The 25268-nt window shown below is 50.7% G+C and carries 14 protein-coding genes; all 14 read left to right on the top strand.

Going from position 1 to position 25268, the window contains the following annotated elements; genetic code table 11:
- Positions 1–80 precede the first annotated feature (80 nt).
- The 14 genes from MKQ68_RS17775 (at position 81) to MKQ68_RS17710 (ending at position 25259) form a co-directional block, all read left to right on the top strand.
- On the top strand, positions 81–2183 hold the full coding sequence (locus MKQ68_RS17775) for a phage tail-like protein (protein WP_264280287.1): 2103 nt from the start codon (positions 81–83) through the stop codon (positions 2181–2183).
- 19 nt (positions 2184–2202) lie between these two features.
- Positions 2203–3780, top strand: a complete 1578-nt coding sequence (locus MKQ68_RS17770; protein ID WP_244842045.1) for a T9SS type A sorting domain-containing protein — start codon at positions 2203–2205, stop codon at positions 3778–3780.
- Positions 3781–3997: 217 nt separating this feature from the next.
- A complete protein-coding gene (locus MKQ68_RS17765; protein WP_264280286.1) occupies positions 3998–5881 on the top strand; it encodes a gliding motility-associated C-terminal domain-containing protein in 1884 nt (627 codons plus the stop codon).
- Between the two features lie 161 nt (positions 5882–6042).
- A complete protein-coding gene (locus tag MKQ68_RS17760; protein WP_264280285.1) occupies positions 6043–7623 on the top strand; it encodes a glycoside hydrolase family 127 protein in 1581 nt (526 codons plus the stop codon).
- Between the two features lie 2 nt (positions 7624–7625).
- Entirely contained in the window at positions 7626–8429 is an 804-nt protein-coding gene (locus MKQ68_RS17755) for a discoidin domain-containing protein (protein ID WP_264280284.1), read from the top strand.
- A 218-nt stretch (positions 8430–8647) separates the two neighbouring features.
- Entirely contained in the window at positions 8648–9847 is a 1200-nt protein-coding gene (locus tag MKQ68_RS17750; protein WP_264280283.1) for a helix-turn-helix domain-containing protein, read from the top strand.
- Positions 9848–9997: 150 nt separating this feature from the next.
- Positions 9998–12865 carry a TonB-dependent receptor gene (locus tag MKQ68_RS17745; protein ID WP_264280282.1) on the top strand — a complete coding sequence of 956 codons (2868 nt, stop codon included), beginning with the start codon at positions 9998–10000 and terminating at the stop codon, positions 12863–12865.
- Between the two features lie 32 nt (positions 12866–12897).
- Complete coding sequence (locus MKQ68_RS17740) at positions 12898–13704, top strand: tyrosine-protein phosphatase (protein WP_244842028.1); 807 nt, start codon at positions 12898–12900, stop codon at positions 13702–13704.
- A gap of 342 nt (positions 13705–14046) precedes the next feature.
- Entirely contained in the window at positions 14047–15180 is a 1134-nt protein-coding gene (locus MKQ68_RS17735) for a TlpA disulfide reductase family protein (RefSeq protein ID WP_264280281.1), read from the top strand.
- A gap of 121 nt (positions 15181–15301) precedes the next feature.
- The gene (locus MKQ68_RS17730) at positions 15302–18526 is read left to right on the top strand and encodes a SusC/RagA family TonB-linked outer membrane protein (protein ID WP_264280280.1); all 3225 of its coding nucleotides are present in this window, start codon (positions 15302–15304) and stop codon (positions 18524–18526) included.
- Between the two features lie 18 nt (positions 18527–18544).
- Positions 18545–20050 (top strand): RagB/SusD family nutrient uptake outer membrane protein, encoded by a 1506-nt coding sequence (locus MKQ68_RS17725; RefSeq protein WP_264280279.1) that lies wholly within the window; start codon positions 18545–18547, stop codon positions 20048–20050.
- A gap of 252 nt (positions 20051–20302) precedes the next feature.
- Complete coding sequence (locus MKQ68_RS17720; RefSeq protein WP_264280278.1) at positions 20303–20854, top strand: sigma-70 family RNA polymerase sigma factor; 552 nt, start codon at positions 20303–20305, stop codon at positions 20852–20854.
- A gap of 32 nt (positions 20855–20886) precedes the next feature.
- Positions 20887–21885, top strand: a complete 999-nt coding sequence (locus tag MKQ68_RS17715) for a FecR family protein (protein ID WP_264280277.1) — start codon at positions 20887–20889, stop codon at positions 21883–21885.
- 77 nt (positions 21886–21962) lie between these two features.
- Entirely contained in the window at positions 21963–25259 is a 3297-nt protein-coding gene (locus MKQ68_RS17710) for a SusC/RagA family TonB-linked outer membrane protein (protein ID WP_264280276.1), read from the top strand.
- Positions 25260–25268: the final 9 nt, after the last annotated feature.

Here is a 25268-nt window from a genome sequence, read left to right as displayed (position 1 = left end):
CCACGGCGACTGCTCCTGCCGTTTATTTCATATGCTGCGGCGTGCCTTGCGCCTTTACCTAACTTGCAACTTCTGTTATTATGCGTTTATCGTTGGTAGTCCGTTCCAGTGTCATTATCGGGCTTTGTGGTTTTTTTACCGTACGTGCTTCCGCACAGCAATTAAAGCTGGGCGATAACCCCAGCACGCTTCGCAGGGATGCTATTCTTGAACTGAATACAAATAACCAGGGCCTGTTGCTGCCCAGGGTGCCGTTGTCGCAAATTCAGACGGGTGGCAGACTGGCGAACGCGCCGAATGGTATGCTCGTATACGTTACTGATGCTGCTGAAAATGCCATGTACATCAGGCGTTTTAATATCTGGCAGAAAGTGGGCGATTTTTCCGCCACCTCTATTTCCGGCGACGTAACCGCTACCGGAACAGGCGCCATTACTACTTCTATCGTGAACGGTGCTGTGACGTTGGCTAAAATGCAAAACATTAACTCACAGCGTATCCTGGGGCGTTACGCAGCCGGTTCGGGTGTAACCCAGGAAATTCAATTAGGCACGAACTTATTACTGAATAATACAACAGGCATACTTTTGGCAGATAACATCTCGGCATTATGGAACGCCAACAGCCTGCAGAGCAGGAGCGTTTCCGCTACGGCACCTGCTGATGGAGACGTGTTAAAATATAACAGCACCTCCGGCGCGTGGGAGCCTTCCGCCGCAGGTACTGGTATCACCTCCCTCAACGGATCGATCATAGCGAATGGTTCCGGTGCGGTTACGGCCTACATCCAGGACGGTGCAGTGGCGTATGTGAAAATTCAGCAGATGCCTGCGCAAACGTTGATGGGCAACTTCAAATCCACACAGGATGTAGTAGCGCCGATTTCTATCGGTTCCGGTCTGGCGCTGAATGCGACGACCGGTGTGCTTTCGGCTACCGCTGGTACCGCGATGTGGAATGCGAGTCAGTTACGCGGCCGCGCGGTTGGTAATACTGCCCCCACTACCGGACAGGTATTGAAGTGGAACGGCACCAACTGGGACGCAGCGGCCGATGCTGGTGGTACGGGAACGATCACGCTTACCGGTCCGGTTACAGGCACGAGCAGTACCGGTACAGTGGCCACTACCATTACGGACGAAGCGGTTACTTACGCGAAAATCCAGAATGTTACCACACAACGTTTACTCGGCCGTTACACGGCAGGTTCGGGCGTAACACAGGAAGTTTCGCTGGGCAGCACGTTAGGCCTGAATGCGACTACCGGTGTTCTCTCTGCCAATAACACCAGCGCGCTTTGGAATGCCAGCCAGCTTCAGGGCCGCGCCATCACGACCGGTACCCCAACAAACGGGCAGGTGTTGAAATACAATACTACTAACAGTACCTGGGACCTCGCCGAAGACTTAAGCGGTGGTGCTACCTACGGTACATTGGGTGATAACAACATCGCCAACGCAGATGCACCGGATGCATTTTCACGCATGAAGATATGGGCCAGCAATGGTACGAATATCGTTACCAATGGCCCGTCCGGCACGAGTGCTTATTCCTGGAACGTATTGTCGTTCCGCGGTGCCGGCTATACTACGCAACTTTATTTCGATAAGAGCACACTTGCAGTTAAAGAATGGGGTGGTAACGCAGCTACATTAACGACCAACGCAGAAAATCCATGGTACAAAGTGCTAATGGTACATGGTAGTACTGATATCGCCAATGGTTCCATCCTGTTCGGCGGCAAAACAGAGAACGCCAGTGCCGAGGCAATGCAGGACAATAGCCGGCTGTTTTGGAACAATACCAGCAAACGCCTCGGTATAGGTACGAATACGCCTAACAGTACCATGCAGATAGCTGGCTCCATTGCGGAAACACTCACGATCGTAAATAGTAATACCACGCTCACGGAAGCCATGAATACACTCGTAGTGAGGCGCAACGGCGGTGGTACGGCCAATATAACGGTAACTATTCCGCAAGCCAGTACCTGTCCTGGTCGTGTATATACGATCATCAAAGATTACACTGGCGGCGCCAGCGGAAACATGAACTTATCCTTCGCCAGCGGTGAAGGCCCGTCTTTTTCAACATCTTATGGCAATGGCGCAGTGGTGATCAAGTTAATGTCTGTAGGTAACAAATGGGCAAGGGTACTTTATGTAGATAATGGTGTTTTCTAAACACCCAGATTGTTTGGATATGAAACGAATTTTACCTGTAATATTTATTCTTTTAAGCTGGATGCGCGCCTCTGCGCAGCAGGGAATCTATATTCCTGCTGACGGTAAGGTGGCACTCACTGGCATATTACCGGTAAGTTTTTACCAGGATACACGCAACGACGGCCTGCTGGGCTCCAACTCGGGTGCCACGCTGTACTTCTTCGGCCGGCAATGGACGAACGGTACCTCTGCCAACCTATCCAATGGTACAGGTGCCGGCGGCGTATTCCGGTTTGCAGGTAATAACCCGGTCAATACATCGATAGGCCGCCAGTTGTTATACGGCGGTTACAACACGGCTTCTGCTTCAGGGGCCAGCTTTCCCAACCTGACGGTGGATAATTCCAGCGGTATAGAACTGGGCGATTTAAACGATACAAAAATCCGTACGAACCTGCACTTTAACTCAGGTAATATTTATCTCAGTGGATGGAATCTGGTAGTGGGAGATGGGAATCCCGGAAGTATTACCGGTTATAATGAAAACGCTTTTGTGGTGACAGGCAGCGGCATTGCCGGCGGTTACCTTGTGCGCGAAAAACTAGGCAACACATCCGGCAAAATCGTGTTCCCTATTGGTACAGATGCGACCAGTTATAATCCTGTAGCAGTGGAATACACCGGCACGTTGGACGACTTCCGCGCCAGGGTGTTCGATAATGTATACAGCCTGGCCACTTCGGGCCCGGCGATGCTGGATACGTTCATTTATAAAACCTGGAATATCGGCCGCCTGAACGGTGGCGGCTCCGGTGCTAATCTTACTTTCCAGCATATGAATGCGGTGGAGTTGCCGGAGTACGCAGCTAACCGCGATAACAGTGTGATCAACCGCTTTTCCGGCGGTCGCTGGGAAGAAATGCCTTTCCAGCAGCTGACCGTAGCAGACGGCGATCTTTCTGCCAACGGAGCTTCTGCCAGTGCTACCATGCATACACAAACGCCGGTAAGCACCCTGGGCAACAACGAATACTTTTCCAAATCAACGCATAAATCGGTGCCGGGCCGCCAGGTAATGTTCCTCCGCTTTATGGCGCAGCGTATTTCCGACGGACTGGTAGAGACTTTCTGGACCACCAGCTTCGAACGCAATGTATCACACTTTGTATTGGAACGTAAGCTGGAACACGAGGCAGGCTACACGGCCATCACGCAGGTAGCTTCCGGCGCGGTGAATGGTAACAGCCGTGTATTCATCAACTACTATTACCTCGACCCAAATCCTTTCGACGGATGGAGTTACTATCGCGTACGGGCAGTGTTGCGTAATGGCAACAGCGAGTTCTCCGAAATACGCGCCGTGCCGCCTAATAAGAAGGTCGAGATCTTCCCGAACCCGAACTATGGTCAGTTTAAGATCAAGATACTGGGCTACCGTGCACCGATGGTGTTACATATCACTAACGTATGGGGACAAGTGGTGCGCGAGTACCGCGTAAGGTCAGAAGCGGTGCTGGATATTACGAACATCGCAGCGGCTACTTACTTCGTTGTATTGTACGATGAAGCCAGTCATAAAGTGGTGTACAGAGGCAAGGTGCTGGTTCTGAAGTAGTTGGTTTTTTTCGGTTATTATTCCTACTTTTAGAGGTATAGTAACCGGAAACAACCCAACTTTGCTCATGCTCAAATACGTTTGCCTGTGCCTGCTAACATGCCTGTACGCTCTTTCGTCAGCAGGCCAGACTGTGGAACCGGCTCCCAATACTCCTTGTACTAATATCGGGCAAAATCCACCCACGGCTTTTCCGGTTTGTGGTACCCAGAAGTTTGTGCAGGCATCTGTAGCTACCTGTGGTGGCAAACGGGTGTATGGCGCTTCCTGCGGAACGTTGCCTTTAGATGACCGGTATCCTTACTGGTATAAATTCACTTGCTTTAAGGCAGGCACACTTGGCCTGGAAATCACACCCAACGATATCGGTGATGACTATGACTGGCAGATATGGGATGTAACCGGCCATGATGTAAATGAAGTATACAATCCAGCCAATAAAATGACCATTGTGGCTAACTGGTCGGGCGAACCGGGAGTGACGGGCGCCTCCGCTGCCGGTACCAGCCTGAATGTATGTGGCGGTACAGGTCAGAATCTCTGGAGCAGGATGCCTACGCTGATAGAGGGCCACGAATACCTGTTGCTCGTCAGCCACTTCACGCCGACACAAAGTGGTTACACGCTCGAATTTAAAGGCGGTACAGCCAGTATAACGGATACGCTTACCCCGGCGATGAAAAGCGCTTTATACAGATGCGGTCCCTATACGGTAACGGTAAAGCTGAACAAAAAAATGCGCTGCAGCACACTGGCTGCGGATGGCAGCGATTTCACCATCGCTTCGGGTGCAGCAAATATTACAGGTGCCAGTTCCGTGTGCGCTGGTTTTGATATGGACTCGGTGGTATTACAACTCGACCGGCCCATGCCGCCGGGCACACACTCGGTAGTGGTGAAGCAGGGTACTGACGGTAATACGATCCTTGATATCTGCGGCAATGGCATCGCCGTAGGTAGTACGATGGATTTCTTTGTGGAAACGCCGGTACATGTGCCTTACGATAGTCTTTCGAGGGTAGGCTGCTCGCCCACACAGCTGCGCGTAGTATTCCGCGATAATGTTCGTTGCAGTTCCATCGCCGCCAACGGAAGTGACTTTGCGCTCACGGGCAATGCCGCAGTATGGATTACCGGCGCATCCACCGTTAACTGCAGCAACGATCTCACCCGCGAACTGATACTATCATTAAATGCCCCCATTAACCTGGCCGGCGCATTTACGCTTACGCTGCAACGAGGCACGGATGGTAATTCCCTCATTAGTGAATGCCATGTGGAAACACCCGTCGGCGGCACGCGCACGTTTAACACGCTGCCACCCGTCACCGCAGATTTTACGTACAATCTCACACTTGCCTGTAACGGTAATAATGTAGGCTTCTTTCACGATGGAAACAATTTTACGGATACCTGGCATTGGTTTGTTGACGGGGCGCAGGTAAGTGCCATCCAGAACCCGGGCATTACGTTCGTGGATTTTCATCCGAAGGAGGTGGTGCTGGCGGTAAGTAATGGTATTTGTGCAGATACGGCCTCCCAGGAGGTAACGTTCGCCAACTTCCAGGAAGCGAAGTTCTCCATGATGCGCGATTTGCTTTGTCCGGCCGATTTTGGCGTGTTCCGTAACGAAAGTGAAGGAAACATTATCGGCTACCGCTGGGAGTTTGGAAATGGCACTACCAGCGATATTCCTAATCCACGGCCACAACTGTACCCCGACCGCACACAGCGCGAAAGGCAGGTGCCGGTACTGCTGATCACCGAAAACGACTATCACTGCCTTGATACGGCCACGCAGTTCATTACCCTGGTAAACAGCTGCTTTACCGACGTGCCCACCGCCTTTACGCCCAATGGCGACGGTTTAAACGACTTCCTGTACCCGCTGAACGGCTATAAAACCAAAGAACTGGACTTCCGCGTATTCAATCGTGCCGGTAACGAAATATTCCACTCTACATCCTGGACGCGCCGCTGGGACGGTACGGTGAACGGCCGCAAGGCGGATGTAGGCACCTACGCCTGGACGCTCCGCTACGTCAATAGTGAAACAGGGGAGAAGTTTTTCCTGAAAGGCACGTCAGTGTTGATACGCTAAGGGGGTAAAATGGACACTTTACCATTCCCCCGTATTATTTTGCCAATTGTCCCGAATAGAATAAATTCCGTTGTTTAATGGTTAAAATACGGTTTGATGATGCCGGAACATATGGATACTTTTATCAGTAGCTATTTGACCAAGTAAAAATTTTTTTGGATATGAGAATAATTGTCGGACTGACAATAATGTTGTCTGCATTGAGCCTTGGTGCTGTTGCCCAGGACTATCCCATTAAGCCGGTAGCTTTTACTTCGGTAAAAGTAACGGATGACTTCTGGGCGCCACGTATTATGCGAAACTACAAAGTGACCATCCCCATCGCATTGGAGCAGTGTTACAAAACCGGCAGGGTGGATAACTTCCTTATCGCCGGTAAACTGAAGAAAGGCAAGTTTTTAACCGAATATCCGTTCGACGACACAGATATTTATAAAATACTGGAAGGGGCCAGCTATTCGCTGCAAACCTATCCGGACAAGCAGCTGGAAGCCCAGCTGGATACGCTCATCTATTACATCACCAAAGCGCAGGAACCGGATGGCTACCTGTACACACCGCGTACCATCGCGAAGGACTCTGGCCGCCTGCACCCATGGGCCGGCAAAGAAAGGTGGGAAAAAGATCCCGACCTTAGCCATGAACTGTACAACTGCGGCCACCTGTATGAAGCCGCTGTTGCACATTACCAGGCTACCGGCAAACGCTCCCTGCTCGATGTGGCTACGAAGAATGCCGACCTGGTGTACAAAGACTTCGTAGTGGGTGGACTCAAATACTTCCCAGGCCACCAGATCATTGAAATGGGCCTCGTAAAATTATACCGCGCTACCAACAACAAAAAATACCTCGATCTCGCAAAATACTTCCTCGACATTCGTAAAGGCGGCAGCGAGTACAGCCAGTCGCAGGTGCCGGTAACGGAACAAACCAAAGCCGTGGGCCACGCAGTGCGCGCCACGTACATGTACAGCGGCATGGCCGACGTAGCGGCGCTTACGGGCGATAAAGCCTATATTCATGCCATCGATACGATCTGGCACGATGTGGTAGACCATAAGCTGTACCTGACGGGCGGCATTGGTGCAGAAGGCGGCCACGAAGGTTTTGGTCCCGATTACTCCCTGCCGAACATGAGCGCTTACAACGAAACCTGCGCATCTATCGGTAATATTTATTGGAACTACCGGCTGTTCCTGCTGCACGGCAATTCTAAATACTATGACGTATTGGAGCAGGTGTTATATAACGGGATGATTTCCGGCGTATCCGCCAAAGGCGATCGTTTCTTTTATCCCAATCCGCTGGAATCTATGGGTCAGCACGGCCGCAGCGAATGGTTCGGTTGTGCGTGCTGTCCGAGCAACGTATGCCGCTTCATTCCTTCTGTACCAGGCTACATGTACGCGACCGGCGACAACCGTATTTACGTGAACCTTTACATCCAGAGCAATGCAGATATCGACCTGGGTAAAAATAAAGTGAAACTGGCGCAGCATACAGAATACCCCTGGAGCGGTGCCATTAATTTTGATGTGGAGCCTGCGAAGGCCGGCAACTTCGAGATCGCTGTGCGCGTGCCTGCCTGGTTAGGCGATGCGCCTTTGCCTGGTGGCCTGTACAATTACGCTACTCCTGAAAAGAAGCCCTACACCATCAATGTAAATGGGAAGAAGGCCGACTTTAAGGTGGAAAATGGTTATGCGATCATCAAAAGGAACTGGAAAAAGGAGATAAAATAGCGGTGGACTTCCCGATGGAAGTGCGTTATGTAAAAGCCGATGAAAAAGTAAAGGCAGACCTGAACAAGGCGGCCCTGCAACGCGGTCCGATCGTTTATTGCTTCGAATGGCCCGACAATAACAATGTAGAAGTACGTCACCTCATGCTCAACGAGAATGCCGCTGCTACTACGCAATACGACGCACAACTGCTGAACGGTCTTACGCTGGTAAAAACCGCTGCCCATACACAGGAAATTACGGCAGATAACAAAGTGGTGGACAAACAGGCGACTGTAACCGCCATCCCTTATTACGCCTGGGCGAACCGTGGCGCTGGTGATATGACTGTTTGGGTGGCCGACAAACCAGGTGGTTTCGTACCGCTGAAGCCTGCGACTGTCGCATCAAAAAGTAAAGTATCCGGCTCGCACCGTACTAAAACACTGAAGTCGATCAACGACCAGCTGGAACCCGCTAATTCGCATGATGCCAGCGTTCCGTACTACCATTGGTGGCCGATGAAGGATACTACCCAGTGGGTACAATACGATTTTGAGAAAGCGGCGACTGTATCAGGCGTAGAAGTATACTGGTACGACGACAGTCCCTGGGGTGGTTGCCGCGTGCCTGCATCCTGGAAAGTATTGTATAAAGATGCGCAAGCTCAGTGGAAGGAAGTAAAAGCCAAAACCGCTTATCCGGCGGAGAAAGATAAATTTAATACCCTCGACTTTGACGCCGTACAAACCTCGGCGCTGCGACTGGAGGTAAGGCTGCCGAAAGAGCATGCATCCGGGATCATGGAGTGGAAGGTGAAAGAATAACCAGCGGGGCTGACCAAAAAGTAGGGTCAGCCCCTTTTACTTTTACCAGATAACAAAAATGGGTCAATTTGATATAGTGAGACTAGTCAGATGGGCCTTTTTATTTGGCTACTGAATAGCGTTTACCAGCTTGAAGCAAAATCCGACAGTTAGTCATCCCCCTTTACACGATCGCCCTTAACATTGTAGTAATATACCTGGGATACATTTGTAGGGTTATGAACTACATTATTGCAGTAGGGGTATTCCAGTCGCTGATGGCGATGGCTGTTTTCCGGGGCAGTAAACAGAAGCGCCCGGCAGATTATCTGCTCTTATGGCTCGTAGGCTGCATCTTCACGCACCTGTCAATCAAATTCTTCATCTTCACATCCGTGGAGTATGTGGAGGTAAGGCGCCAGCTCGTTACCTTCATTGGCCTGGCTTACGGCCCGCTGCTGTGGATGTACACCCGCAAGCTACAAGACCCGAACTATCATCCTTACCAAAACTGGTACCTGCTGCTGCCCACCTTACTGGCCGCCGTTTGGTATATGCTGATCGTGTTGTTCATCGGCATTACGCATGAAGTACCGCACCCGATCATACAGGCTTATTATCATACCATGTACTGGGGTACCATCAGTTTCGGCATCTTCCCGTTGCTGGTGTTGCTGCGCAGCGCTAAGCTACCCAACTTCTGGAGCGCCGAAAGAAAACTGTTGCGGCACCTGGCGATCCTGTTCGTAGGCATGCCCGTACTTTCCCTCGCGTTCTCCTACCTGTTTCCCATCTGGAAAGTAGAACCGCTTCGGGGAGAAATTATCATGCGCAGTGTGGCGTACGCCCTGCTGGGTGTGGCGGTGATTCGTATTGCCAGCTTTCGCCTTAGCCTGCACCAGCTGATGAATCGCCCGGTTACACCGGAGGAGGTGGCGATGGAAACGGAGGCGCCGGAGGAAACAGCCCCGGAAATGGAGCTGCCGGCCGACGCGGTGGAACCGGCTTTTACGCTGGTGACTGTAGATCGCGCTGCCCAAAAACAACTGGTGCGCACTGGCCAGCAGGAGATGGTACTTCGCCAGCTAGATGAAAAGATGCGTAGCGAAAAGTTATATAAGGATGCCGATCTCACACTGGAAAAACTCGCCGCCAATATCGGCTTGTCACGCAACCAGTTGTCCGAAGCGCTGAACCAGGCCGCCGGTAAATCCTTCTATCAGTATGTAAATGACTTCCGCGTGCAGGAAGTGGTGAACTCGCTGGATAAATGTCGTAACGGTTCCGTGATCCCGAATTTACTGGTGCTGGCATACGACGCCGGCTTTAAATCGAAGTCGTCTTTCAATCTCTATTTTAAGAAGATAACGGGGCATACCCCCACCGAATACCTGAAGCAGGAGGCGTTTCCTTTGGTACCGAATGACAGTGTGGCCTGATTGGTAACGTTTCCTTAATACGGTGCAACTGCCTGAAAATCAAGTGAAGTGAGTGCGTGTAAATCGGGAAAACGAGGTGTTCGTGCGAAAATACCCACCCGGTCGATGGGCGATAGACCACGCAGCAACTTTGCAGAAAAAAGCACTGATATGAGTAATCATTTACTTTTCAGGTTGATGCAAAAACTGCCGGTTTTCGGCATGATGCTGTTACCCGCCGCCGCCGGCGCACAGGTGATCAAAGGCACCGTAACGGGCGAAGGCAGTTCCCTTCCCGGCGCTTCCGTAAGTGTTGCCGGTACTGCTAAAGGTGTAGCCACCGATCTTAACGGACAGTTTACCCTCGACGCCCAACAAACAGGTAAACTCACCCTCAAAATATCTTACACCGGTTTTACGGTGAAGGAGTTGCAGCTGGACGTGAAAGCCGGCATCAACAACATCGGCAGCCTGAAACTGCTGCCCACCAGCGGCCAGCTGGGCGAGGTAGTGGTGAACGGAACAATGGCACCTTCCCAGATCAAAGCCCTCAGTATTAAAAAGAACGCCCTGGGCATTATGGAAGTGATGGCCGCCGACGCGATCGGTAAACTGCCGGACCGCAACGCCGCCGAAGCCGTACAACGTATGCAGGGCGTGGCCGTTGCCCGTTACCACGGCGAAGCAGATGCCGCCACCGTACGCGGCACGCCGTTCGCCTGGACATCCACCTTATTTAACGGCACCCGCATGCCCAGCGCCAACGTGGCCGGCAGCCGCGCGGCAGTACTGGACGCCGTTCCCTCCGAAATGATCCAATACGTACAGGTGTCGAAAGCGATTACGCCGGATATTGAAGGCGACGCCATCGGCGGATCGATCAACTTTATTACCCGCACCGCACCGGCGCAACGAACGCTGAATGTGAGCGCTGCCGGAGGTTACAACACTTTTTCCAAAGATGGCAGCTACAACGGCTCGCTGGTGTACGGCGATCGTTTTTTCAACGGCAAACTGGGCGTGATGCTCGCAGGTGCTATCTGGGACAGGCAGTGGGGAACAGATTCTTACGATGTGAGCTACAATACAGGTCTCGCGAACGCCGTGCAGCAGAAGTCGATCAACACGGTGATGTTTAAACGATATATGGGTAAGCGCCAGACGTACGGCTCAAACCTCGGACTGGAATATAAGTTCAACGGCAACCACAAAGTGTTCTTCCGCGGACTGCTGGATAAATTCAATGATATTCGCCCGGTTTATGAATCGTATGTGGATTATACCAACAGACGTTATCAATATAACTACCGGTATTCTCACTACCAGACGAAGTTGAATAGCTTTGAACTGGGTGGCGAACATCAACTGGGTAAACGCCTGAATGTGGATTGGAGCGTGGCAGACAACTACTCTAAGTTCTTCCTGGAAACACCGCCTACGAGCGGTTTCAAGGGATTGCCGATCGCTACTTTCCGTCAGCGCATCACCGGTGGATTTAATGGGCTGGCTGCTGATGGTATGAAGTACTGGTCGTTCGATTCACCGGACGGTACCGGCGACGATCCCATGCACTTCAACGCCAATCTGACCAACCCGGCCGAGATCATGGACCCTACTAAACTAACGCTGCAACAAATGGTGATCTCTAAGCTGGATACCGAGGAGCATGACCAGGTAGCGCAGCTGAACTTTAAACTGGCGGTGAACAGTAAGCTGTCATTTAAGGCGGGTGCTAAATACCGTCATAAAGAACGGACAGGCAACTACGGCGCCAACAAAGTATATATTTCCAACGCCGCACTGGGCGTGCCTAATTCCCCTGCTTTGCTCACATTGTCGCAGTTGCAGACGGAAAAGTTCCCGAACAAAGGCAACTTCTTCAGCAATATGGAGAATGATTACAGCCAGTACGTTATGAATCCGCTCACGAAAGATCAGTTGTTTAACCTGTACGATACGGCTGCATTGCGTGCCAATGGTATGCGGGATGTATCGTCTGCCTCCAACGCTACTTCTTTTTACGAAGGATACGAGAATGTAACAGCGGGATATGTGATGGCGGAATACGATGTTACCTCCAAACTGAAGATGATCGCCGGGGTGCGTAACGAGTATACCCAATTGAAATTAAGCAGCAACAGACTCACGACCAGCGCCACCGGTAGCGAAGTGAAGCCGGTAACAGTAACGAACAACTACAATGCCCTGTTACCGATGCTGCACCTGAAATATGCGCTGTCCGAACAGGCAAACCTGCGTGCCGCCTTCACCCGCACGTTCGTACGTCCCAACTTCCCGGATATGAGTCCTGGTGAAACAACGGACCTCACCAAAGCGCCTGCCACCATCACGAAAGGTAACGCCAGCCTGAAACCGACTTTCTCCAACAACTTCGACGTCATGGGAGAGTACTACTTCAAAAATATCGGCCTTATTTCCGGCGGGGTGTTTTATAAAGATATCAAAGACGTGATCTTCAGCGATCGTTCCATGGAAACCATTGAAGGCACGAGTTACATGGTGGCGCAGCCGAAAAACCTGCAGGATGCGTACCTCGTAGGCGCAGAGGCCGGCATCAGCAAACGCCTGACATTCCTGCCAGGCTTCTGGAGCGGCTTTGGCGTAGAGTTCAACTACACCTTCATTCATTCCGAAGTAAAAGTGCCACGCCTGCTGAACAACGAAACCGTTACCTCCGCTACCAGTCTGCCGAATCAGTCTAAAAACATCTTTAACGCCATCCTCTTCTACGAGCGTAACGGTGTAATGGTGCGCCTGGCCGGTAACTATCGCGGTAAATCACTCGAAACCATCAACCAGCAACTGGGGCCTGACTTCTACATCTGGACCGATAAAAACTTCACCCTCGATGCCTCAGCTACGGCGAGCATTACCAAACGCATGAAAGTGTTTGTGGAGCTGAACAATCTTACTAATGAACCGCTGCGCACCTACATGGGCGACAAACGCCGCATCACCATGCTGGAAAGTTATGGCTTACGCGGACAGGCGGGCCTGCGTTGGGATATCATCAAATAATCAATTTAAAACACTGAAAAACCATAAGAACCATGAAGAAAATGATCCTTCTGGCGCTGACGGCTATGCCCTTTGTGGCTGTAGCGCAGATCGCCGATAGTGCAAAAAGAGCCGTAAAATTACAGGGTGCCATCAACTTCCGCGACGTGGGCGGTTACCGTACCGCTAACGGCAAAACCGTGAAGTGGGGTAAAGTATTCCGCTCTGCCGACGTAAGCCGTTTAACCGACAGCGACCTGCAGGTAATGGCCGCCCGTCACATCAACACCATTATCGACCTCCGTGAAACGAAGGAAGCCGCCAAAGCGCCGGACCGCCTGTTGCCATACACCGATTACACCCTCAGCGCCTCCAGCGAAGAAGTGGGCGATTTTATGGCCGCTATGCGTAACCTCGAAAGAGGCGATTCGCTGATGACCACCTTCTACAGTAAAATAGATCACTTCGAAACGAAATATAAAGCGATGTTTCAGAAGCTGCTCGTTCTGCCCGATACTTCTGCACTCATGTTCCATTGCACGGCAGGTAAAGATCGTACCGGTGTGGGCACCGCGCTGTTCCTGAACGCACTGGGCGTACCATATGCCACGATCGAAAAAGATTATCTCGCTACAGATTATTACCGCGCCGGCGCCAATGACCAGGCAATAGCGATGGTGAAGCAGATGGGTATTAAAGAACAGGTGATGAAAGATATGATGGGTGTTCGCCCCGAATACCTGCAGGCCACTTTCAACGCCATCCGTAAACAGTACGGTACCATGGACGTGTTCTATAAACAGGTGCTCGGACTCGGAAGCGCGGAGCTGAAACAACTCAAAGCAAAATATACCCTGTAATTTTATTCATCACAAAACCTTATGGGCTGGCCTTTGCGGGCTGGCCCTTTTTTTGTCCGCGGAAAGGGAATGAAAATTTATTAGTCTACTAATTTTGTAGATTAATACTGCCTTTATATATTTGTATCGTGAAAGCCTGGCAAGCGTGCGCAACGTAAGTATCAACCATTAAACCAACCATGTATGCCATTGAAGACGATGCGGGCCTGTCCTGCTACTACTTCCTCCCAAATGTAACCGGTCACGGACAGCCCTGTTATTGACAGCCAGACCTAGCTGAAGGGGATGCCTTTGTCCTGATCATGTATAAACAAACAGCACCACTGTATAAACAACTACATCATGAAAAATTTATTGCTCCCCTGCCTGCTCGCCATATCAGCCGTTGCAGGTGCACAGGAAAAATTTACCGTTAAAGGAAAAGTAGGTACGCTGGATGCGCCTGCAAAAGTATTTTTACGTTACGCGTTAGATGGCAAACAGGTGATTGATTCCGCTTCGCCGGTGAGTGGAGCCTTCTCTTTTAAAGGCGATTTGCCACACGCGATCAAAGCCTCGCTCACCGTACGTCGCCAAAACCCGAACGCGGGTGGCATCGTGGCCCTGCGGCCGGAATCAATCGCAGTTTATCTCGAAAACGGTACGATCGAGGTAAGGTCTGCAGACTCTCTGCAAAAAGCGGAGGTAACCGGCACGCCACTTAACAAGGAGAACAGGCGGTTAGAGGTGGCTTTAAAAGATGTAACCGCCCGCAACCAGCAACTGATCGGCCACTACTACGCGCTCACGCCGGAAGATCGTAAAAACAAAGCCATTACAGATGATCTGGAAAAGTCGCTCGATGCGCTGGGAGACGAGCGTAAAGCGATCCTTAAAAAATATGTACAGCAAAACCCCAATACGCTGGTAGGCTTTGATGCACTTAGAAGTTATGCCGGCTCCTCGCCGGAGTATACGGAAGTACATCCGCTGTTTAACCAACTCCATCCGAAAGTGTTGGCGCATCCGGACGCGGTGAAGTTCAGGGAGCGGCTGGAGAAAGTAAAGTTACTGGCAATAGGGCAGGTAGCGCCGGACTTCACACAAAACGATCCGGATGGCAAACCGGTAAGCCTCGCTTCTTTCAGAGGTAAGTACGTGCTCATCGACTTCTGGGCCAGCTGGTGTGGCCCCTGCCGTGCAGAAAATCCGGCGGTGGTGAAAGCGTACAATAGCTATAAAGAAAAGAACTTCACGATACTTGGCGTATCGCTCGACCAACCCGATGGACGCGACAAATGGCTGAAAGCCATCAGCGACGATCAGCTTTCCTGGACACAGGTGTCTGACCTTGCTTACTGGAAAAACCAGGTGGCGCAGCAATACGCAGTAAACGCCATTCCGCAGAATTACCTGCTCGATCCGCAGGGCCGCATCGTTGCTAAAAATCTGCGTGGCGAAGCGTTGGAAGCCAAGCTCAAAGAACTCTTAAACTGATTCACTATCCTGTAAAGCCTCTTTTGGCCACATCTTTATTCTCATAAACCAGCCATTAGGCCGGGCAGGTGACTACTGCCTGCCCGGTTACAAATTTTATCAACCAAAAACAACTCTGATCATGTCGACTTTTACTTACAGGCGATGCCGTACGGCGTTGCTTAGTCCCCTGCTTTTGCTTGTACTGGCGGGTAATGTACGCGGCCAACAGGCACCGGCCGCTCTCAGGGGGCGCGTTACCGACTCCACAGGTTTGCCGCTCAGCGGCGTGTCTATCCAGGTAAAGGGTGGCACACAACGCGCCACTACCGACGATGCCGGTTACTTCACATTTCGTAGTCTGCCCGCAAATGCCTTACTATCTGCTTCTTTCATCGGCTTCGAAACAGGTACTGCTTTAGTAGACAAACGATCTACACTGGAAATCACCCTAAGGCAGTCTGCCCATAACATCCAGGACGTAACGGTGGTGAGTACCGGTTATCAAACCATTTCCCGCGAACGTGCACCGGGCTCATATTCGGTGATCGATCCCACGCGGCTGGATGGTAAGCTGAAGCCCGATCTGAAGGCGTCGCTGGAAGGGCAGGCCACCGGTGTGGTAATTGCAAAAGATGGCTCCATCGAGATCCGCGGTGTGTCGACGATGCTCGCTACCAAAGAACCGCTAATCGTGGTAGACGGCTACCAGATCAGTGGTGGCCTCGAAACCATCAACCAGGATAATATAGAAACGATCACCATCCTTAAAGATGCAGTAGCGGCTTCTATCTATGGTGCTAAATCTTCCAACGGGGTAATCGTTATTACCACCAAACGCGGCCGCACCGGAGAAATGCGGGTAAACTATAAAGGCTCGTACGGCACCGTGTTAAAACCGGACCTCAGCTACCTGCGCCGCACTAATTCGGCTGATTATATCGACGCGGAAATCGATCTTTTTAACCAGGCTCCCAACAGCTATCTCACTACTTATAATAACTACCAGTACCTGAGCCGCGTGAACTATTTACTGCTCGCTAAAAACCAGGGTTGGTTAAACGCAAAAGAAGTGGACGATGAAATTAATCAGCTGAAGCAAAATGATGGTATCGGCCAGGTGGAAAAATACCTGTTCCGAAATGTGCAAACGCAGCAACACCATATTTCGCTCACGGGTGGTACGGACAAGAGCCGCATCAATTCCGCTGTTAAATACATTCATAACGACAATAATACGATCAGGAACTCGGACTCGCGCCTGATCGCCGATATCCGCAATGACTGGAAGCCACTGAAGAATCTGAGCATCGGCCTTTTATCCAATATCAATTACTCCACCACCACCGCACCCGTACGTAGCTGGAGCGAGTTCGTGTCGCACACTTCCACCGCGCTTATCCAGCCTTACGACCTCATCGTGAATCCCGAAACCGGTAAGCCACAGGATATCTACGCCGTAAATCCACGTAAGGCAGATCGCTATGCGGCTATACCCGGACTGAAATCGCTGGCTTACAATCCGCTGAGAGACCTGGAGCTGGAGACGACGAAATCGCAAAACCTGCAACTGCGTTTAGGTGGCAGCGTTAATCTCACAATCATCAATGGGCTCAATATCGAAGCAGGCGGTACGTGGACGCGCGGCAACACGGTTACCCGCACGATCTACGATAAAAATTCGTTCCGCTTACGCAACTTCTACAACGATGCTACCTCTGTATCCAACCCGGCCAAACACTATTTTCCCGAGGGAGGTATGATCGCGGAAGCGCGTAATATTAATGAGGCCTACACCTTCCGCGGGCAAATTAACTTCAACCGTATTATTGCCACCAGGCACCGGGTAACCGCTATTGCCGGCGGCGAGATCAGCCGCGATACCTACGATTATAACACTTCGCCGACACGCGTTGGGTACAACGATCTGGCAGGTACTTTCGCCGTCGTAAATACGGTGGATTATAACAACGGCTTGTATAATGCCGACATGCTGTATGCCAGCGGCCGCACCAATATTGGCAACGGTAGTATCGCTTACCGCGACAATCGTTTTGTTTCCTGGTATGCGAACGGCGCGTATGAGTATGATAATCGTTTTTTAGTGAGCGGTAGCATCCGCCTCGACCAGACCAACTTCTTTGGTACCGATCCGAAGTTTCGTTTTAAACCGTTATGGTCAGTTGGCGGTACGTATAAGTTATCCAACGAAAAATTTTTCGAAGTGCCGGCAATCAGCCGCCTGTACCTGCGTGGTTCCTACGGCATCAATGGTAACATCTCGCTCGATCGTGGGCCGTTCCTTATCATCGCGCCAGGTGCTTATTCAGCCCTTACCGGTGATATTTCTTACAGCATTTCTTCCCCGCCCAATAATTCACTGCGTTGGGAAAGAACACAGATTTATAACGCCGGCCTCGACCTCGGTCTTTTCCAAAACCGCCTTCGCTTTACCGGCGATTATTACCTGAAAAACAGTGCCGATCTGCTGGCCAGCGACGCCATCGATCCTACACTAGGTTATGCTTCACTCGTGAAAAACGTTGGCCAGGTAAGAAATACGGGAATTGAATTAAGTCTGGAAGGCGATGTGATCAAGCGGCAGCACCTCGCCTGGAATGTGTTGTTCAACTACAGTTACAACTTCAATAAGGTAACAAAACTCAACACTGTTTACCAGTACCCGAGCACGATTACATCGGGCGCCATCCGTAAAGAAGGACACCCGCTGGATGCGATTTATGCATATGATTATGCCGGCCTCGATGCAAATGGCATCGCACAGTTTTATACCCGCTCGGGTGATAAGGTAGTAGGCGGCAGTGTGGAAGTAGATGACTTGCACTACGCGGGCACGCTTCGTCCCAAGCACGTATTCGGCGTCACCAACAGCCTGCGTCACAACAGCTTCGATCTCTCTTTTATGTTGATCGCCAAACTGGGTAATGTGTTAAGGCGGGATGCGTTTACCGGTTCCAATTACGTGAATGAAAACGTGGCGAAACGCTGGCGGCAGGCGGGTGATGAGGCCAATACCATCTACCCGAAACTTACCTCCTGGAACATGGACATGTTTTACCTGCCTTACGCGCAAACGTTCATCGAAAGCGCCAATTACCTGAAACTGCGCGATGTAACGTTGTCGTACGAAGTAGACCGCACCTTATTGCGCCGCATCGGGCTGAGTGCCGGTAAATTATACCTGCAATCACGCAACCTTATCACGGTAGTAGCTAACAGTACCGGCCGGGATCCCGAAACATCGGAGATCAACCTGTCGGGCGGTACGGGTGCCTTTACCGAGCAAGGGTTTACTTCGCTGCCCCTGCGGCCGGAGTTTTATGCCGGCTTATCCTTCTCTTTCTGATGATTTAAAACTGATGATATGAAACTTACCTATATAGCGCTGATCGCGGCCGCATTGGTCGCAGGGGGCTGTAATAAATACCTCGACGTAAAGCCTAAAGGCAAACTGATTCCTTCCGAAGTAGCAGATTTTGATCACCTGCTCGATAATACCAATATCGTACAATGGTCGTTTCTCGATAACAACACCGGCTGCTCCCTGGCTTACCTGACCGATAATACGGAGCTGTCCGAGGGATTGGGTAAAGTGAGTTACCTCGCCAACAACCATCCCAATATCGACCGGTACTACGCGTATATTTTCCGGCAGCCCTATAAAAATCCCGCAGTGTCTGACTACTACTGGGATTGGGGCACGTATCGGTCTGCTGCTTATTTCAACAATGTGATCGATGGTGTGAATAGTGTACGTACCCCGGCGAACGACCTGTACGCGCGGCAGGTGATCGCGCAGGCGCTGGTGGGCAGGGCATGGAACTACCTGAATACAACACTCGTTTACGGGCCGGTGTATCGTCCCGGTGGCGATAATTCAGCCAAAACCATCCCTTACGTAACCAGTTCAGACACCGGTGAGCCGGTACCGGGCCTATCTACCCAGGAAGAAGTGTTTAAACGGTTGTTGCAGGACCTGCATGCTGCCCTGGCAGATATTCCCGTTACCACCAACTATCCGTCGCGGCCGAATAAGACCGCTACCCAGGCAATCCTAGCGCACTATCATTTGTTTACACGCAACTACGATAGCGTGGCGTATTACGCGAACCTGGCCTGGACGGCTGGCGGCGGCGCGTCCAAAGTACTGTATGACTATAACCTCTTTTCCTGGAAAGAACCTGCTAATATCGTTAACAGCGCCATCAACGCTACCGATGCTAATTTCAGCCTGCCGGTAAACAAGGAAATGGCATTTTACCGTAACGCCGATCCCGGTACCGGGCGTTCGTCCAGCTCGTATCCAAGTACCGAACTGCTGGATTTGTTCGACAAAACCAACGACCTCCGTTATCAGTATTTCTTTTTATCTGCACCCGGTTATAAAACCACTTATAACAACGTTACCTACGACGATGGCGACCGCATACAATATTATCGCGGGGCAAAAGGGTTGCTCACTTCGGGACTTACCTTCCCGGAAATACTGCTGCTGCGCGCCGAAGGTTATGCCCGCACCAATAGGCTGAACGAAGCCCTGGCCGATCTCAATACACTGCGCAGGTATCGTTACAAAACCGGTACGCCGCAGCTGGCAGAAGGTGCCTATACCCAGGACCAGGTGATTGGCCTGGTACTCGATGAGCGCAGGCGCGAGTTGCCGATAGGTCACATTAAACGGTTCCTCGATCTTAAAAGGCTGGCGCTGGATGCCGGTAAGCCATGGGCTAAAACCAGTATCACGCACAAGCTTGGCGAAACTACCTACCAGGCCGATATTAACTCCAACGCCTTTATACTCCCGATCGCTAATCCGGTACTGCGTTACAACCCGGGCTGGGGCGTTCCCCTGGATACCAGGCCTTATTAACCCCCAAAGTTTCATGATATGCCCGACGGGGCGGAAGAGCTGGCCTGACGGTCGGCTCTTTTTTTTATTTGGGTCAGAATCAATGGAGTAGGTTGAACAATAGGTAGTTACGGCACTTTATTTCTTTTCGGACAGGCTGCGAAATCCCATTTTATTTATTATTTTAAGGTTATCATATCAACCAAGAGCGTCGATTTACTTACCTCTTTTATACTTTTATCGCGGTTTTTAATTTTTAAACGGTCGTTTAAAATGGACAGGGTATCTGAACTTAGAAATAACAGTGAAGCTGCTTTCGAAAGCGTCTTTGTTGAGTACCGTTTCCCTTTATACAATTTTCTCTACCGGAAAATAGAGTCCGATTTTGTCGCGAGGGAAGTAGTGCAACTCACGTTTATTAAATTATGGCGCTTTCGCCACCACCTCGATCCGGGGATGGATATTGCGATACAATTGTTCCGTATCGCCAAAACAACCTTGATAGATGAACTGCGTAAAGTAGAAGTGCGCGAACGGCATTACGCCTCTATGCCACCCGCTCCGGTAGCGACCGACAGCGTGATGGACGTGGTAACGTACAACGATACCAAAGCGAGGCTGCTGAAGCTGTTAGACCTGCTGCCGCCGAAACGCCGCGAGGTGTTCGAGCTCAGTCGCCTGCATTGCCGCAGTAACAGCGAGATCGCCGAGATCATGGCCATCTCTCCCAAAACGGTGGAGAACCATCTCACACTGGCCTTACGCTTCATGCGACCATTTTTTAGTTGTTTATTGATAATATTTGCTAATCTTGTAATGCTGTAGTCAGCGTTTGAATGAAGGATAAGCAGCTACATATGGACGACGCCCAAAAGGCGAAGGAGATGGCCCGCATCGACCGGCAGCTCAGGGAGAAGTCCGTGAGTGTAGACGATTATCTTTCAGAGGACGAATGGAAACAGTACCTCGACTCCGGCAACGCCGGTCGGCACAACGATATTCCGGACGATGTGTATCGTCCGGTGTACAATGCGACGGTGCGTAAAACACAGCGCACGCAAATGCTTTATAAAGGGTTGGGCTTGATCCTGTTACTCTGTATTTGCGGCGGTGCCTTTTTCTTCCTCTATCATCCCAAACAGCCTGTCACCGCAAAAGTGTTCGATCATACGAATACATCCACCGTTCCGCAGCGCATCCAGCTGCCGGATGGTACCGTGGTCATTTTGCAACCGACCAGCGAAATCATGTACGGGTCTGATTACAATAATACGTCCCGCGACATCACACTGATCGGTAACGGAGAATTCCGCGTGGCGAAAGACGATACCCGTCCGCTGACGGTATATTGCCGCGACATAGCCGTTACGGCCCTCGGCACCCGCTTCTCGCTCTCCGGACTGCCTGCCGACGTGCTGGTACAACTCCACGAAGGTAAAGTGCGCGTACGCGACACGGCAAATGTTGTACCGGCCATCTATCCCGCCCCCGGTGAAATATTCGCTTACATGGCGGAAAGTAAACAATTCGTGGCGGTGGATATTAATGGCCTGCCGTTAAGGCCGGACAAAACACCGATTGGCGCCAATTACATTAAACCTAAACGGGTAACTGCGCCCGAAACCAATAAGGCCTATCTTAATTTCGAAAACGCCACCCTCAGCGATGTATTCGGCTACCTGGCCATGCGCTACCAGGTGCAAATCCGCTATGAAACGGACCAGGCCATGTTCTCCAATACCTTTGTTTCGGTAGATGCCGATCTGCCGGTGGACAAGATCCTGGAAAATATTTGCCGCGCTAACCGTATGAAACTGAAGGCCCACGGCGACAGTTTGTACATCATTTCAAAATAATTTTACAGGCCCTTGGGGGCAGCAAAGTATGCGGAACGTAATCAGTATGTGTTTCCTAAAAAACTCAAACTGCTGTTATGTTTAAAACGCTACCACGTCGGGCCGGGCTGTTTTGCCTTTCCCTGTTACTGTTGCTGACAACGGGCGTTTTTGCGCAGGGCCAGACATCCACCATCGAAGGGGTGGTGACGGACGAAGCCGGCAAACCATTGCCTTTCGTATCCGTACTTGCGCGAAATACCGTGTCTAAAAAAACTTATCCCGCTATCTCCGACACGCTTGGCCGCTTCAGCATTGCCAACATGCCGGTGGAAGGTGCCTACACCTTCGATTTCTCTTCCTACGGTTACCAGAAACGGTCTGTAACCGGTTATGTGATTAAAGCCGGCGTACCTAACACCTTAATGGTGAGCCTCAACATCGATGAGTCTAAGCTCAGCGAAGTGGTGGTAGTAGGTTACGGTACACAGAAAAAAGTAAACCTTACCGGTGCCGTAAACCAGATCGGCGGCGATGAACTGCGCGACAGGCCGCAGACGAATATGTCGTCGCTGTTACAGGGGGCGATGCCGAACCTCACGATTCGCGTGGCAAGTGGTACACCCGGTCAAATGGGGTCGCTTAACGTTCGTGGTGTTACTTCCATTAACGGTAGTAACGGTGGTGCCGAGTCAGAAGGTCCGCTCGTACTCATCGATGGTATTCCCGGTACACTCGATCGCCTGAACCCGGAAGAAGTGCAAACCATCTCTGTACTGAAAGATGCCGCTTCGGCCGCGATCTACGGTGCGCGTGGCTCCTTCGGGGTTATTCTCATTACAACAAAAAGCGGTAGCGCCGGTAAAACGGTAGTGCGTTACAATAACTCTTTCGCCTTTTCCACACCGACCGTCAGCACCGACTTCATGACCAAAGGTTATGACTGGATGAGCCTGAACGATCGTGCGCTGTATTACATTGGTGGTTACTCCGGTTATACGGAAAGGGATTATGCAGAGCTGCTGGCCCGCCGTAATGATAAAACCGAAGATCCTTCCCGCCCATGGGTAACGATCCAGAACCGCAATGGACGTGACCAGTATGTGTATTATGGTAACTACGATTGGTGGGATATTATGTTTACCAAGTGGCAGCCTATGCAAACGCATAACATATCGTTGAGCGGTGGTAATGATAAAGTGAACTTCATGATCAATGGTAATCTAAAAACCAAAGAAGGGATCATGCGCGTGCAAACCGACCAGTATACTTCCAAAACCCTGCGTGCCAAAGTCGGCGCACAATTGTATCCCTGGTTAAAAGTTTCTTCCAATACCAATCTCTATCATTCCGACTACGACTATTATGGCCGCGAAGGTGGTGGTACCGCGAACTTCACGCATATCAACGTTCACGCTTCGCCCGCTTACGCGCCGTACAATCCTGACGGAACGGCCTCCTACATTTCCGGCCTGAATGCGTATGATATCGGTGACGGTATTTTCGCCATGCTGATTAATGGTAATAGCCGTGGCAGGCAGCGTAAGGTCGAGCTTACGTCTATCACAGAAATGGTGGTAACGCCTTTTAAAGATTTCAACATTACCGCTAATTATAGCTACAACATGTATACCGACCCGACGTTTTATCGGTCGGCGCCGGCTTACTATTCGCTGTATCCGGGTGTAGTGACTATGACGCCGAAGTATAGCACCGATAAACTCACGGAATCGCAACAGTTTAACCAGGTACATGTGGCCAACATCTATGCGGACTATTCCAAAACGTTCAATAAACAACACAATACCAAACTGATTGTCGGTTACAACCAGGAATTGAATCAGCCTAAAAAACTGACCGCTGCCAGGATGAATATATCTTCCGAAACACTCAACGACCTTAACCTGGGTACCGGTGAGCAAACAGTATTTGGTGGCAGCGACCAATATGCACTGGCAGGTCTTTTCTACCGTTTAACCTATGACTTCAACAGCAAATACCTGTTCGAAACCAATGGTCGTTTCGATGGTTCTTCCCGTTTTCCTAAAGGCGACCGTTGGGGCTTCTTTCCATCGGTATCTGCCGGTTGGCGTGTGAGCGAGGAAAACTTCTTTCAACCTTTGAAAAAGGTGGTAAGTGAACTGAAACTGCGTGGCTCTTACGGCTCGTTGGGTAACCAGTCTATAGGTAATACCTTCTACCCCTACATTTCTACGATGGTACCTGCTACTGCCAATAACTATATTCTTGATGGTGAGCTGACCAAATATTATAATGCGCCAGTTCCCGTATCCGGTAGTCTTACCTGGGAAAAAGTTACTTCTTACAACATTGGTGTAGACGCCGGCTTTCTACGTAATCGACTGAATGTAAGCTTCGATCGTTTCATTCGTAATACCAGTGATGTACTTACCAACGGTATTGTGTTACCCGACGTATTTGGTGCTACCGAACCGCTCGTGAATGCAGCGGCCCTCCGTACAGAAGGCTTTGAACTTACTTTTGACTGGCGCGATGCGTTTAAGCTGGGAGGTAAAAACTTCAATTACCACATCGGTGGTGTGTTGGGTGATAATCATGCCAAAATCACTAAAGTGGTGAACAATGCCAACTCTCCGGCGATCATCACTGGTTTGTATGTAGGTAAAAATGTAGGTGAGATCTGGGGGTATGTCACCGATGGTTTCTTTAAAACAGATGCCGAAGCTAAAACATACCCGGTTGACCAAACCTGGCTGAATAAAATGCGTGTGGACAATAACATTCCACTCCGTGCCGGCGACCTTCGCTGGGTAGATCTCGATGGCGACGGGAAGATCACGAACGGCAACGGCAGCTCGCTGGCTAACCCGGGTGATCAGCGTGTCGTAGGTAATTCAACTCCGCGCTACCAGTATTCCTTTAACATGGATGCCAGCTGGAACAATTTCGATTTCTCTGCTTTCTTCCAGGGGTTAGGTAAAATGGACTGGTATCCTGGTAACAACGCCGACCGTTTCTGGGGGCCATATTCACGTCCTTACTTTTCTTTCATTCCGGAGGATTTTGAGAAAGATGTGTATACGCCGACTAACACGAACGCTTACTTCCCGAACCTGCTGGCTTACGTAGCACTCAATGCCAATAACGAATTGCGCGCTACGAATAACCGCTACATGCAGAACCTGGCTTACCTCCGGCTGAAGAACATGACGCTGGGCTATACATTGCCGCAGCATCTGACCAGGCGTGCGAAGATCCAGCGTTTCAGGATGTTCGTAAGCGGTGAGAACATGATCACCTGGACTAAACTGCGCACCAAGTACATTGATCCCGAACAGGCTATGTCTAACATCGACGGTCGTGTGTACCCATTCTCTAAAACCTTTGCCTTTGGCTTTGACGTTACCTTCTAAAAACTGTAG

The sequence above is a fragment of the Chitinophaga horti genome, from assembly GCF_022867795.2.
In the GTDB taxonomy this organism is placed as follows: domain Bacteria; phylum Bacteroidota; class Bacteroidia; order Chitinophagales; family Chitinophagaceae; genus Chitinophaga; species Chitinophaga horti.
This window is presented reverse-complemented; position numbering and strand designations above follow the sequence as displayed.

Coding starts and splice junctions, on each gene's coding strand:
- MKQ68_RS17775 (WP_264280287.1), top strand. CDS start 81: ATGCGTTTATCGTTGGTAGTCCGTTCCAGTGTCATTATCGGGCTTTGT.
- MKQ68_RS17770 (WP_244842045.1), top strand. CDS start 2,203: ATGAAACGAATTTTACCTGTAATATTTATTCTTTTAAGCTGGATGCGC.
- MKQ68_RS17760 (WP_264280285.1), top strand. CDS start 6,043: ATGAGAATAATTGTCGGACTGACAATAATGTTGTCTGCATTGAGCCTT.
- MKQ68_RS17750 (WP_264280283.1), top strand. CDS start 8,648: ATGAACTACATTATTGCAGTAGGGGTATTCCAGTCGCTGATGGCGATG.
- MKQ68_RS17745 (WP_264280282.1), top strand. CDS start 9,998: ATGAGTAATCATTTACTTTTCAGGTTGATGCAAAAACTGCCGGTTTTC.
- MKQ68_RS17740 (WP_244842028.1), top strand. CDS start 12,898: ATGAAGAAAATGATCCTTCTGGCGCTGACGGCTATGCCCTTTGTGGCT.
- MKQ68_RS17735 (WP_264280281.1), top strand. CDS start 14,047: ATGAAAAATTTATTGCTCCCCTGCCTGCTCGCCATATCAGCCGTTGCA.
- MKQ68_RS17730 (WP_264280280.1), top strand. CDS start 15,302: ATGTCGACTTTTACTTACAGGCGATGCCGTACGGCGTTGCTTAGTCCC.
- MKQ68_RS17725 (WP_264280279.1), top strand. CDS start 18,545: ATGAAACTTACCTATATAGCGCTGATCGCGGCCGCATTGGTCGCAGGG.
- MKQ68_RS17720 (WP_264280278.1), top strand. CDS start 20,303: ATGGACAGGGTATCTGAACTTAGAAATAACAGTGAAGCTGCTTTCGAA.
- MKQ68_RS17715 (WP_264280277.1), top strand. CDS start 20,887: ATGGACGACGCCCAAAAGGCGAAGGAGATGGCCCGCATCGACCGGCAG.
- MKQ68_RS17710 (WP_264280276.1), top strand. CDS start 21,963: ATGTTTAAAACGCTACCACGTCGGGCCGGGCTGTTTTGCCTTTCCCTG.